The organism is Enterobacteriaceae endosymbiont of Donacia fulgens, from assembly GCF_012567545.1.
Lineage (GTDB): Bacteria > Pseudomonadota > Gammaproteobacteria > Enterobacterales > Enterobacteriaceae.
Window position 1 is genome coordinate 244789 of record NZ_CP046182.1, and the last position, 12847, is coordinate 257635.

At 20.6% G+C, this 12847-nt stretch carries 12 protein-coding genes and 3 tRNA genes; 4 read left to right on the top strand and 11 right to left on the bottom strand.

The genetic code is table 11. The features are described 5' to 3' along the window. Positions 1-54: 54 nt before the first annotated feature. Complete coding sequence (gene tsf / locus GJU05_RS01130; protein ID WP_208753717.1) at positions 55-861, bottom strand: translation elongation factor Ts; 807 nt, start codon at positions 859-861, stop codon at positions 55-57. Positions 862-870: 9 nt separating this feature from the next. Then, the gene (gene rpsB / locus GJU05_RS01135; protein WP_208753718.1) at positions 871-1581 is read right to left on the bottom strand and encodes a 30S ribosomal protein S2; all 711 of its coding nucleotides are present in this window, start codon (positions 1579-1581) and stop codon (positions 871-873) included. Between the two features lie 163 nt (positions 1582-1744). On the opposite strand from rpsB, the gene map reads away from it, so the two are divergent. Then, positions 1745-2533 carry a type I methionyl aminopeptidase gene (map, locus tag GJU05_RS01140; protein WP_208753719.1) on the top strand — a complete coding sequence of 263 codons (789 nt, stop codon included), beginning with the start codon at positions 1745-1747 and terminating at the stop codon, positions 2531-2533. A gap of 68 nt (positions 2534-2601) precedes the next feature. Here the strand turns inward: map and rpoD are convergent, their stop codons facing one another. The 3 genes from rpoD to rpsU all read right to left on the bottom strand — a co-directional run bounded on the left by rpoD (position 2602) and on the right by rpsU (position 6539). Continuing rightward, positions 2602-4416 carry an RNA polymerase sigma factor RpoD gene (rpoD, locus tag GJU05_RS01145; protein ID WP_425482329.1) on the bottom strand — a complete coding sequence of 605 codons (1815 nt, stop codon included), beginning with the start codon at positions 4414-4416 and terminating at the stop codon, positions 2602-2604. Positions 4417-4542: 126 nt separating this feature from the next. Then, the gene (gene dnaG / locus GJU05_RS01150; RefSeq protein WP_208753720.1) at positions 4543-6276 is read right to left on the bottom strand and encodes a DNA primase; all 1734 of its coding nucleotides are present in this window, start codon (positions 6274-6276) and stop codon (positions 4543-4545) included. 47 nt (positions 6277-6323) lie between these two features. Then, complete coding sequence (rpsU, locus tag GJU05_RS01155) at positions 6324-6539, bottom strand: 30S ribosomal protein S21 (protein ID WP_208753721.1); 216 nt, start codon at positions 6537-6539, stop codon at positions 6324-6326. A 132-nt stretch (positions 6540-6671) separates the two neighbouring features. Between rpsU and tsaD the strand changes: the two genes are divergently transcribed. Together tsaD and GJU05_RS01165 are read left to right on the top strand one after the other, a co-directional pair. Beyond that, positions 6672-7688, top strand: a complete 1017-nt coding sequence (gene tsaD, locus GJU05_RS01160; RefSeq protein ID WP_208753722.1) for a tRNA (adenosine(37)-N6)-threonylcarbamoyltransferase complex transferase subunit TsaD — start codon at positions 6672-6674, stop codon at positions 7686-7688. Between the two features lie 72 nt (positions 7689-7760). Continuing rightward, the gene (locus GJU05_RS01165; RefSeq protein ID WP_208753723.1) at positions 7761-8564 is read left to right on the top strand and encodes an undecaprenyl-diphosphate phosphatase; all 804 of its coding nucleotides are present in this window, start codon (positions 7761-7763) and stop codon (positions 8562-8564) included. Between the two features lie 21 nt (positions 8565-8585). Here the strand turns inward: GJU05_RS01165 and GJU05_RS01170 are convergent, their stop codons facing one another. Further along, positions 8586-9815 carry a multifunctional CCA addition/repair protein gene (locus GJU05_RS01170; protein WP_208753724.1) on the bottom strand — a complete coding sequence of 410 codons (1230 nt, stop codon included), beginning with the start codon at positions 9813-9815 and terminating at the stop codon, positions 8586-8588. A gap of 153 nt (positions 9816-9968) precedes the next feature. Between GJU05_RS01170 and ribB the strand changes: the two genes are divergently transcribed. Further along, entirely contained in the window at positions 9969-10616 is a 648-nt protein-coding gene (ribB, locus tag GJU05_RS01175; protein WP_208753725.1) for a 3,4-dihydroxy-2-butanone-4-phosphate synthase, read from the top strand. Between the two features lie 21 nt (positions 10617-10637). On the opposite strand, the gene GJU05_RS01180 is transcribed toward ribB, so the two are convergent. The 5 genes from GJU05_RS01180 to trxA form a co-directional block, all read right to left on the bottom strand. Next, a tRNA-Pro gene (locus GJU05_RS01180) sits at positions 10638-10711 on the bottom strand. Between the two features lie 23 nt (positions 10712-10734). Next, positions 10735-10807 (bottom strand) — tRNA-His (locus GJU05_RS01185). A 43-nt stretch (positions 10808-10850) separates the two neighbouring features. Continuing rightward, positions 10851-10924 (bottom strand) — tRNA-Arg (locus GJU05_RS01190). 155 nt (positions 10925-11079) lie between these two features. Continuing rightward, on the bottom strand, positions 11080-12339 hold the full coding sequence (rho, locus tag GJU05_RS01195; protein ID WP_168893083.1) for a transcription termination factor Rho: 1260 nt from the start codon (positions 12337-12339) through the stop codon (positions 11080-11082). Positions 12340-12504: 165 nt separating this feature from the next. Beyond that, entirely contained in the window at positions 12505-12837 is a 333-nt protein-coding gene (gene trxA / locus GJU05_RS01200; RefSeq protein WP_208753726.1) for a thioredoxin, read from the bottom strand. Positions 12838-12847: the final 10 nt, after the last annotated feature.

Here is a 12847-nt window from a genome sequence, read left to right on the forward strand (position 1 = left end):
CTTATTATATTTTTTATATAAAATATATTTTATTAAATTAAATAAATCAAATAATTAATTTTTAATTATATTTGAACCTAATTCAAAACATATAAATTCAAAAATTTTCATTTTATTTTCATTTAAAAAATGAAATACCGTTTTATTATTATCTAATAAAAATTTTTGATTATATAAAGTAATATTATTTATAAATTTTTTTAGACGGCCTTCTATTATTTTTTTTATAATTATTTTTGATTTATTATTTTTCATTGCAATACTTTTTTGTAAACTATATTCATGATCTATAATATTTTTTGGAATATTTTTTTCACAAATATAATCAGGTTTTAACATTGCTATATGCATAGAAATTTGTTTCATTAATATATCATTATCTATATTAGATCTAATTATTACCCCTATACGTTTACTGTGATGTATATATTTACCTATAAATTCTCCATGAATATAACCTAAACGATTAATATATATATTTTCTTTTAAAATCCCAATTAATTTTATTCTTTCTTGATCAAAAATTTCTCTTATTACAGAAATATTTGTTTGTTTATGTTTAAAAATATATGTTAAAATATTTTTTCCAAAATTTATTATTTGTAATGATTTTGCTACAAAATCTGTTTGACAATTTATTTCTAATAATATTCCAAAATTTTTAATTACATAATCTAAAATTATTCCTTCTTTTGTTTCATTTTTTGATTTTTTGATAGATTCTATTTTTGCATATTTTCTTATATAATCTATTGCTTTATTAATATCTCCTTTTGTTTCTATTAATGCTTTTTTACATTCTATAATACTAATATTCGTTATATTCCTTAATTCTTTAATTTTATTAATGTTAATTTTCAATTCTAACTCCTAATTAATTTTTAATTCTTTTTTATTATTAATATTAAAATTATTATTTGATATAGCTTTAGTTACATAATATAAATATAATTTTATTGCACGAATAGCATCATCATTAGCAGGTATAACAAAATTAATTCCTTCAGGATTTGAATTAGTATCTACAATTGCAAATATGGGAATACTTAATTTTTTAGCTTCTTTTATAGCAATTTTTTCATAATTTGCATCAATAACAAATATTGCATCAGGTAATCCTCCCATATTTTTTATACCACCTAAACTTTTTTCCAAATTTAATAATTCTCTATTACGTGTTAATACTTCTTTTTTTATTAATTGTTTAAATATTCCATTTTTTTTTTGTAATTCTAATTCTTTTAATTTTTTTATAGATTGTTTCACAGTTTTCCAGTTAGTTAACATACCTCCTAACCAACGATGATTAACAAAAAATTGATTACAATTTATTGCTGTTTCTTTTATAAGATTAGATGCAGCTTTTTTGGTTCCAATAAATAAAATTTTACCTTTACGAGAACTTATTTTTTTTAATTCTTTTAATGCATTATTAAACATCAGAATAGTTTTATCTAAATTAATAATATGTATTTTATTTTTATATTTAAAAATAAATTTTTTCATCTTAGGATTCCAATAACGAGTTTGATGACCAAAATGTGCACCTACTTTAAACATTTTATTAATAGATATAGGCATTACTATTTATCCTTATTTATTAGATTATTAAAATAATATTATAAAATTAATATTTATACAAAAAATAATTTTATTAATTATTATTAATAATATTTTCATTTAGTTTAAATATTTATAATATAACATTTAATGTATAAGATTAATAAATCTATAAAATAAAATAATGAAAATATTAATTAAGAATTCTAAAGAAATAAAAAAAATTCATAAATCTTGTCAATTAGCTGTAGAAGTATTAGAAATGATTGAAAATTATATATTACCAGGTATTAGTACAGAAGAAATTAATAATATATGTCATAATTATATTACAAAAATTCAAAAAGCTAAACCTGCAACTTTAGGATATAATGGTTTTCCAAAATCTATATGTATTTCTATAAATGATACTGTATGTCATGGAATTTCAAATAAAAATGATATATTAAAACAAGGTGATATTGTTAATATAGATGTAACTGTTTTATATAATAATTATTATGGTGATACATCAAAAATGTTTTTTGTTGGGAATAAAATTTCTAAAAAATCTAAATTATTATGTTTAACTGCTCAAAAAAGTTTATATAAAGCAATTAGTATTTTAAAACCAGGAATTAGATTATATAAAATTGGTCAAGTAATTCAAAAATATGTAGAATCAAAAAATTTTTCTGTTGTAAGAAATTATTGTGGACATGGTATAGGAAAAAATTTTCATGAAGATCCACAAATTTTACATTATGAATCATATGATTATGGTATTTTATTAAAACCTGGAATGATATTTACTATTGAACCTATGATCAATATAGGACATCATGATGTATATTTAACTAATGATAATTGGACTGTTAAAACTAAAGATAAAACTAATTCAGCTCAATATGAGCATACTATACTTATTACTAATATAGGATATAAAATTTTAACTTTACGTAAAGAAGAAAAAAATATATTCAAAAATATATAAATTTGATATAGTTAAGTAATTATAAATTTATAGTTGCTTAACTATATCAAAATTTATTTCATTATTTTTTAATTATCTAAAAAACTTTTTAATATTTCTGATCGACTAGGATGTCGTAATTTTCTTAATGCTTTGGCTTCTATTTGTCTAATTCTCTCTCTAGTTACATCAAATTGTTTACCAACTTCTTCTAAAGTATGATCGGAATTCATATCAATACCAAATCTCATTCTTAATACCTTAGCTTCTCTTGGAGTTAAACTAGATAAAATATTATATGTTGCTGTTTTCAAACTTTCTGAAGTTGCTGAATCTAATGGTAATTCTAAAGTGTTATCTTCAATAAAATCACTTAAATGTGATTCATCATCATCCCCTATAGGTGTTTCCATTGAAATTGGTTCTTTAGCTATTTTTAATACTTTTCTAATTTTATCTTCAGGAATAAGCATATATTCAGACAATTCTTCAGGAGTAGGTTCTCTACCTAATTCTTGCAAAATTTTTCTAGACACTCTATTAAGTTTATTTATAGTTTCAATCATATGTACAGGAATTCTTATTGTTCTAGCTTGGTCAGCAATAGATCTTGTTATAGCTTGTCTAATCCACCATGTTGCATATGTAGAAAATTTATATCCTCTTCTATATTCGAATTTATCTACTGCTTTCATTAAACCTATGTTACCTTCTTGAATTAAATCAAGAAATTGTAAACCTCTATTTGTATATTTTTTAGCAATAGAAATAACTAATCTTAAATTAGCTTCAATCATTTCTTTTTTTGCTCTTTGTGCTTTTAATTCACCTATAGAAATTTTTTTATTAATATCTCTAATTTCTTTAATTGTTAATCCTGTTTTTTTTTCAATATTAACTAATTTTATAATACTTTTATTTATTTTATTAAAAAAATTTTTTTTATCATATGAATAAAATTTATTTTTTAATTTAAAATTTTCTAATTTTTTAAAAAAAAAATCTTTATTTGTTTCATTATTATAAAATATATTTATAAATTTTTTTTTTGATATATTATATTTTTTAAGACATATTTCTAATATATTATATTCTTCTATACGTATATTAAACATTATAGAACGTATTTTAGATACTAAATAATTAAATTCTTTTGATACTAAACGAAATTTTTTAAAAATTTTTGCAAGATTTTTTAATTCAATTAATGATTTATTATGATTTCTACCTTTTTTTTTAATAAAAATTAATGTTATATAATATTGCTTTTCTAGTTCTAAAAATTTTTCTTTAGCTAAGTTATAATCTATAATATTTTCATTATTTTCTGTTTGAATATTATTAGATAACTCTTGATGATTAGAAGATATAATTTTTTCTTTAATATCATAATTAATAAAACCATGTATTAAATCTGATAAACGAATATCTCCAGATTTAACTTTATCATATTTATTTAATAAATATTTAATCGAATCAGGATATCCTGCTATAGAATATTGTACTTGATTAATACCTTCTTCTATACGTTTAGCTATATTTATTTCTCCTTCTCTTGTTAAGAGTTCTACAGTACCCATTTCACGCATATATATACGTACTGGATCTGTAGTTTTACCCATTTCTGATTCTACATTAGATAATACTTGTACTGCATCTTCTGATTCTGTTAAATTATTTGTATTATTATTTAATATTAAATCATCATTATCAGGAGCTTCTTCCATTACCTGGATACCCATATTATTTATTATTTGAATAATATTTTTTATTTGATCAGAATTAATAATATTATCAGGTAAATGATCATTAACTTCAGAATAAGTTAAATAACCTTTTTCTTTTCCAAGTGTTACAAGAACTTTAAGCTGTGATTTTGAGTTATGATCCATAAGTAGTTCCATACTTTTATTTATTAATATTTAAATAAATTTTTTATTAAATAAAATTAAAAACAAATTATTTAATTAATAAATAAAATTTATTTATTATTAATAATATTTTAAATATATTTTATTAAATTTTTCAAATTATTTTTTTTTAATTAATATTTGATTTAAAGACCATAATTCTTTTTTTTTTTTATAATCTAAACCTTTTTGTCTATCTAAAGAAATTAAATAATTTATCCTATCTTCTAAAATATTTATTTTTAATTTTTTTATTAAATTTATAAAAAATTGTTTTATTTTATGATCGGGAATCATATGGTTCCATGTTACTAAAATTTCAAGAATTTTTTTTAATTTTGTACCCCTATATTGTTCTAATATATTAACTGTTGTTATTTTTTTATTTTTATAAAAATTTACAAATTTTATTAAAAAAAATAATCCATTAATATTTGAACTTTTAAAAAGTTTTAATTTTGGGACAAATTTTATTAATTTAGGATTTTGTATTAATAAACTTAATAATATACGAATAGTAGTTTTTTTTAAATTATTATGTATAACTATTTTTTTTTTAAATTTTAATGAATTATATATATCTACAAGATTAGTAATACCTATTTTTTCTCCTAATTTTTTGATTAAATTAATTTGAAAAAAATAATCAGGAATTAATTTAATTAATGATAATGCTTTATAAATAAAATTTGTTTTTTCTTCACAAGAAGAAGATAAATTTTTTAAAAATAATTGTTTAAAAAAAAATTTTGAAAATGATAAATTATTATTAATTCTCTTTTCAAAAAGAATTTTTCCTTCTTTTCTAATTAGACTATCAGGATCTTCTCCACTAGGTAAAATTATAAATTTTATTTCTTTTCCATTCACTAAATGTGGTAAACTAATTTTTAAAGATTTCCATTGTGCTTCTATACCTGCTTTATCTCCATCAAAACAATAAATAATTTTATTTGTTATACTAAATAATTTTTTTATATGGCTATTAGTAATAGCAGTCCCTAATATAGATACTGCGTATTTTATATTAAATTGAAATAAACTAATAACATCAATATATCCTTCTACTATTAGTATTTTTTTTATAATATTATTTTCTTTTTTAGTTTCGTATAATCCATATAATTCTTTACTTTTATGAAAAATATTATTTTCTGAAGAATTTAAATATTTAGGATTAATATTGTGAAAAACTCTTCCACCAAATCCAACAATATAACCTTTTATATTTTTGATTGGAAATATGATTCTATTATAAAAAATATCATAAAAATTATTATTTCTAGTATTTATTCTTAAAATACCTAATTTTTCATATAAAATTTTTATAATTTTTTTATTATTTAAAATTTTTTTTTGCCAATATAAAGGAGAAAATCCAATAGAAAAATATTTTATAATATATAAATTTAATCCTCTATTTAATAAATATTTATATGCTTCTTTACCTAATGGATTTAATAAAGAATTTTTATAAAAAATACTTAAATTAAAAATTAATTTATAATAAATTTTATTTTTTTGAAACACTTTTTGTGAAAAATTAGATTTATTATTATAAATAATAGGAATATTAAATATATTTGCTATTGATTCTATACTTTCAAGAAAAGATAAATTGTCATATTTCATTACAAAATCAATAATATTACCATGCACACCACACCCAAAACAATGATATAATTGTTTTAAAGAATTAACTACAAAAGAAGGATTTTTTTCTAAATGAAAAGGACAAATCCCAAAAAAATTTTTTCCTTTTTTTTTTAATTTAATTTTATTTTTAATTAAAAATACAATATCAATTTGGTTTAATAAATTATTAATAAAAATACGAGATATATATCTAGACATAAAAATAATTTTTCATAATTTATTATTTTGTATAAAAAATAATAATTCTAATATAAACGTATTCTTTTAGCATTTTCTCTAGATATTTTTTTAGCATGTCTTTTAATTGCAGAAGCTTTAGCTCTTTTTCTTTCAGTTGTTGGTTTTTCATAGAATTCTCTACGTCTTACTTCAGCTAAAATACCAGCTTTTTCACATGAACGTTTAAAACGTCTTAAAGCTAAATCAAATGGTTCATTATCACGTACTTTTATAATCGGCATATATAAATTACCTATTTTATATTTATTTTTTTATAATAATAAATTATTATAGTATATAATAAAAAATATATAAATAATTTTTTTATATTACTTAAATTTAAAAATAATTAATTAATTAACAGAAGATTAAATATGATTGTAATGGGTATAGAAACCTCATGTGATGATACAGCAGTAGCAATTTATGATAAAAAAATAGGAATATTATGTAATAATATTTACACGCAAAAAATTCATTCTAAATATGGAGGTGTTGTACCTGAATTAGCTGCAAGAAACCATTTAAAAAAAATTATTCCTTTAATTAAAAAATCATTAATAAAAATAAAAAAAAAATTATATGATATTAATGCAATAGCTTATACTTCAGGACCGGGACAAATAAATTCTTTAATAATAGGAGCAATTATTTCTCATACTTTAGCTTTTTCTTTAAATATCCCTGCTATCCCTGTAAATCATATGGAAGGACATCTATTTTCTATTATGTTACAAAAACAAAAACCAATTTTCCCTTTTATAGGGTTATTAATTTCTGGTGGACATACTCAATTAATTTATACATCTAAATTTAGAAAATATAAAATATTAGGAACAAGTATAGATGATGCAGTAGGAGAAACTTTAGATAAAGTATCTAAATTATTAGGACTAGATTATCCTGGGGGTAAAAATTTATTCAAATTATCAAAATTTGGAACTCCAAAAAAATTTTTTTTTCCAAGACCCATGACTTTTAAAAAAAATAATTTAAATTTTAGTTTTTCTGGATTAAAAACTTTTGTAACAAATTTTATAAAAAAACAAGATTTAAACAATTTTCAAATTAAAGCAGATATTGCTTCTTCATTAGAAGAAGCTGTTATAGAAACTCTTTATATTAAAAGCTTATGGGCTTTAAAAAAATATAATATTAATCAATTAGTAATAGCGGGGGGAGTTAGTTCGAATAAAAAATTAAGAAAATTTTTATATAAAAATTTAAAAAAAAATAATATTAAATTATTTTATAGTAATAAAAAATTATGTACTGATAATGCAGCCATGATTGCTTATATTGGGGCAAAAAATTTTTTTTTAAAAAAAAATAAATATGTACTAAACAATATTAGTATAAATTCTAAATTATCTTTAGAAGATAGAATTTGAATTCTATAAAAAAGTTTTTACAAAAAATATTTTAATTAAAATATTTTTTATTAATTTAATTGAGAACATATAATGTTATTAAATTATTTTTCTTGTATAATATTAAGTATTATACAAGGACTAACAGAATTTTTACCTATATCTTCAAGTGCTCATATTATTATTTTTTCTAAAATATTAAATATTATAGAAAATAATAATTTTAAATTTTTTAAAATTATTATTCAATTAGGACCTTCATTAGCAATATTAATACTTTTTTGGAATGAAATGATAAAAATTATATTTAATACAATTAAATATAATTTTTTTTCTCAAAAAAAAATAAATATTTTTCATATCTTTATATCTATTTTACCAATAATATTTGTTGGATTAATTTTTTATAAAAATATTAAAACAATAAATAATATTAATTATATTATTTATGGATTACTTATTGGCGGAATATTATTATATATTTCTGAAGAATTTAAACCTAATAAATATAAAATTAATAATATGAATTATTTATCATATAAAAATATTTTTTTTATTGGATGTTTTCAATGTTTAGCTTTATTACCAGGGATTTCAAGATTAGGTGCAACATTATCAATTAGTTTATTACTTGGGATAAAACGTACTGTTGCAACTAAATTTTGTTTTATTATATCAATACCTATTATTTTTGGTGTTAATTTATTAGAATTATATAATAATTATACAATAATAGACTTTCTTAATATAAAAGTATTTTTTATAGGTTTTTTTATTTCATTTTTTATTAGTTTAATTATCATTAAAAAATTTATTTATGTTATAAATAACATTTCTTTGAAATGGTTTATTTTATATCGTTTATTTTTAATAATATTACTATTTTTTTTAAACTAATTATTTTTTACAAAAATATTTTTAATTTTTCATTTTTAGAAAATGTTTTATTAATTTTAATCTTTCATCTTGAATTTTTTTATTTATATTATATCCTTTTAAATTATTATTATTAATTATGTTTTTTATATTTAATTTAGAAATATATTTATACATACTAATAAAATATTTTCCTTGTTTATATTCAAGAGATTCTAATGTTAATCTACCTCTTGCATCAGCTTCACTAATTAAAGCTATTTGTTTTACTCTTTCAGGTTTTCTCCAAGCATCAATTATATTATATATATTTAATATATTTTCCGGAGTTTGATTATATATATCGTGAATAATATCATGTATTTTAGCGGTTAATATAGATAATTTTTTAAAATTACTAGGAATTTTTAATCTATCACATAACTTCTTGATTAAAGGTATTCCAGCTTCTCCATGTCCAGGATGTCTTGGCCATAATCTTTTTGGAGTTAATCCTTTACCTATATCATGACATAATGTTGCAAATCTTGTAGATATATTTTTTGTAAGTTTAGATATCATTTTTAATGATAGCATAGTATGTATTCCTGTATCTTTTTCTGGATGCCATTTTAATGGAGCTGGGATACCATATAATGAATTTATTTCTGGGAAAATAATAGATAAAGCATTACATTTTTTTAAAATTTGAAAAAAAACTTGAGGATGTGTTGATTGTAAAGCATTATATGTTTCTTTCCAAATTCTTTCTGGTTTTAAATATGCTAATTCTCCTGAATTACTCATAATTTTCATTAATTTTAATGTATTATCATGAATACGAAAATTTAAATATTTTAATTTTGCAGCAAATCTAGCTACACGTAAAACTCTCAATGGATCATCCTGAAAAGATGAGGAAACATGTTTTAATAAACGATTTTTAATATCTTTTAATCCATTATATGGATCATAAAAATTTCCTGATTCATCTTTTGCAATAGCATTGATAGTAAGATCTCTACGTAATAAATCTTCTTTAAGAGTAATTTTAGAGGATGCACAATATTTAAATCCTTTATATCCATGTCCAAATTTATATTCTGTTCTTGCTAATGCATATTCTTCATGAGTTTTTGGATGTAAAAAAACAGGAAAATCTTTACCAACTAATTTAAAACCTAATTTTAACATTAAATCAATACTTGATTCTACAACAACCCAATCTTTATCGGTTACTTTAATATTTAAAAGATCATCACGTATAGCTCCACCTACTAAATAAATTTTCAATTTATTACTCCTTAAAATAATATTTTAATTTATAATTAATATAATAAATTATCGTACTACTATTATTATAGTATTTGTATTTTTTTTAAAGAAAATTTATTTAATAAAATTAATATATAATACTATTAAACTATAAAAAAAAATATTATATATATGAATATACTTAATAAAGAGTTTGGTAATTATAAAGTACGCATTAAAAATGCTATTAATTCTTTAAAAAAAGGATATGGTATCTTAATTTTAGATAATGAAAAAAGAGAAAATGAAAGTGATATAGTGTTTGCAGCAGAAAATATTTCTGTATCAGATATAGCTTTTTCTATTAGATATGGTAGTGGTATTATTTGTTTATGTATTACCGAATATTTACGTAAAAAATTAAAATTACCTATGATGGTAAAAAAAAATACCAGTATTTATAAAACAGGATTTACAGTTACTATTGAAGCAGCAAAAGGTATTTCTACTGGAGTATCTGCAAAAGATAGATTTACAACTATTAAAACAGCTATTTCAAATAATGTTGTTCCTGAAGATCTAAATAAACCTGGACATGTATTTCCATTAAGAGCAGTTAGTGGAGGATTATCAAAGAGAGAAGGACATACTGAAGCAACAATAGATTTATTAAAAATTGCTAAAATGAAACCTACTGGAGTATTATGTGAATTAACAAATAAAGACGGATCTATGGCGAAAATATTTGATACTATATCTTTTGCGAAAAAAAATAAAATGATATTAATTACTATTAATGATATTAAAAAATATATTATTAAAAATAATATTATAATATAATTTATAAATTATGAAAAAATATCGGCGAGAGAGGATTTGAACCTCCGACCCACTGGTCCCAAACCAGTTGCGCTACCAAGCTGCGCTACTCGCCGCGCTATATTTAATGTTTATTTTGGGTGGTTAATGGGAATCGAACCCATGACAACCGGAACCACAATCCAGTGCTCTACCAACTGAGCTATAACCACCATTAAAATTAATTTAAAATTACAATAAAAAATCTTATAATTTTGCACCCGACAGGAATTGAACCTGAGACCTCTGTTTTCGGAAAACAGTACTCTATCCTACTGAGCTACGGGTGCAACATATTATCTTATCAATAATAACAAATTAATTTCTTTAATGTCTAGTTTTTTTTATAAAAAATTTTTAATAATTTTTATATTTATAAATAATAACATAAATTAAATAATTTAATTTAATATAATTTTTGATAAAAAATATAAATATAATAATATTAAGATCTTTTCATCATATCAAAAAAATCATTATTAGTTTTTGTCATTGATAGTTTATTTATTAAAAATTCCATTGCATCTATTTCATTCATAGGATGAATTATTTTTCTTAAAATCCACATTCTTTGTAATTCTTCTTGTGAACTTAATAATTCTTCTTTTCTAGTTCCAGATCTATTATAATCTATAGCAGGGAAAACTCTTTTTTCTGCAATTTTACGTGATAAATGTAATTCCATATTACCAGTTCCTTTAAATTCTTCATAAATAACATCATCCATTTTTGATCCTGTATCAATTAATGCTGTTGCTATAATTGTTAAACTTCCTCCTTCTTCTACATTCCTTGCTGCTCCAAAAAAACGTTTAGGACGATGTAATGCATTTGCATCAACACCACCAGTTAAAACTTTTCCAGATGCAGGAGCAACAGTATTATATGCTCTAGCTAATCTTGTCATAGAATCTAATAAAATAATAACATCTTTTTTATGTTCTACTAACCTTTTAGCTTTTTCAATAACCATTTCTGATACTTGAACATGTCTAGATGGAGGTTCATCAAAAGTTGATGCTATTACTTCTCCTTTAACTAATCTTTGCATTTCAGTAACTTCTTCAGGTCGTTCATCAATAAGTAAAACTATTAATACACAATCAGGATGATTATATGCTATACTTTGTGCTATATTTTGTAATAACATAGTTTTTCCTGCCTTAGGAGGAGCTACTATTAAGCCTCGTTGTCCTCGACCTATTGGTGAAGCTAAATCTAAAACACGTGCTGTTAAATCTTCTGTAGAACCATTACCTCTTTCCATACTTAATCTAGAATTTGCATGTAATGGTGTTAAATTTTCAAAAAGAATTTTACTTCTAGCATTTTCTGGTTTATCAAAATTTACTTGATTTACTTTTAGTAATGCAAAATATCTTTCTCCTTCTTTAGGAGGCCGTATTTTACCAGAAATCGTATCTCCTGTACGTAAATTAAAACGTCTAATTTGACTTGGAGATACATAAATATCATCAGGTCCTGCTAAATAAGAACTATCAGAAGAACGTAAAAATCCAAATCCATCTTGTAATATTTCTAATACTCCATCACCAAAAATATCTTCTCCACTTTTGGAATGTTGTTTTAATATAGTAAAAATAATATCTTGTTTCCGCATTCTAGCTAAATTTTCTAGATAAATATTTTCACCTAAATCTATTAATTCAGATATTGGTTTATTTTTTAATTCGGTAAGATTCATAATGGTGAGGTCTTAAACTTTGAATAATTCTTAAATATTTATATAAAATTTAAAAAATATAATAACATCTCTATTTAAAACAATAAAATAACTAAAATATTTTATTATTTATTAAGAAAAAATTAATTATCATATCTTTCCCTCTTTTTAAAAAGTATAAATACATTATTTTAAATTTTTATCTAAAAAATTTTCTAATTGTGTTTGATTTATGGAACCAATCATTTTATCAATAATTTCTCCATTTTTAAATAATAAAATTGTTGGGATACTACGAATATTATATTTTTCTGCAATATTTTTATATTTTTCAATATTTAATTTAGTAAAAACTATATTTTTATATTTATAACATACTTTTTCTAAAACTTCAGAAAATATTTTACATGGATTACACCATTCTGCCCAAAAATCAACCAAAACTAATTTTTTTTTTTTTATTTCAGATTGAAAACTTTTATCATTTAAATGTATTAAAACATTAGTCTTATATTGCATGAATTTAATA

Excerpts from the sequence above, each read along its gene's own strand:
- rpsU (WP_208753721.1), bottom strand. The coding sequence starts at position 6,539 with ATGCCGATTATAAAAGTACGTGATAATGAACCATTTGATTTAGCTTTA.
- rpoD (WP_425482329.1), bottom strand. The coding sequence starts at position 4,416 with ATGGAACTACTTATGGATCATAACTCAAAATCACAGCTTAAAGTTCTT.
- rho (WP_168893083.1), bottom strand. The coding sequence starts at position 12,339 with ATGAATCTTACCGAATTAAAAAATAAACCAATATCTGAATTAATAGAT.
- GJU05_RS01165 (WP_208753723.1), top strand. The coding sequence starts at position 7,761 with ATGTTATTAAATTATTTTTCTTGTATAATATTAAGTATTATACAAGGA.
- rpsB (WP_208753718.1), bottom strand. The coding sequence starts at position 1,581 with ATGCCTATATCTATTAATAAAATGTTTAAAGTAGGTGCACATTTTGGT.
- tsaD (WP_208753722.1), top strand. The coding sequence starts at position 6,672 with ATGATTGTAATGGGTATAGAAACCTCATGTGATGATACAGCAGTAGCA.
- dnaG (WP_208753720.1), bottom strand. The coding sequence starts at position 6,276 with ATGTCTAGATATATATCTCGTATTTTTATTAATAATTTATTAAACCAA.
- map (WP_208753719.1), top strand. The coding sequence starts at position 1,745 with ATGAAAATATTAATTAAGAATTCTAAAGAAATAAAAAAAATTCATAAA.
- ribB (WP_208753725.1), top strand. The coding sequence starts at position 9,969 with ATGAATATACTTAATAAAGAGTTTGGTAATTATAAAGTACGCATTAAA.
- trxA (WP_208753726.1), bottom strand. The coding sequence starts at position 12,837 with ATGCAATATAAGACTAATGTTTTAATACATTTAAATGATAAAAGTTTT.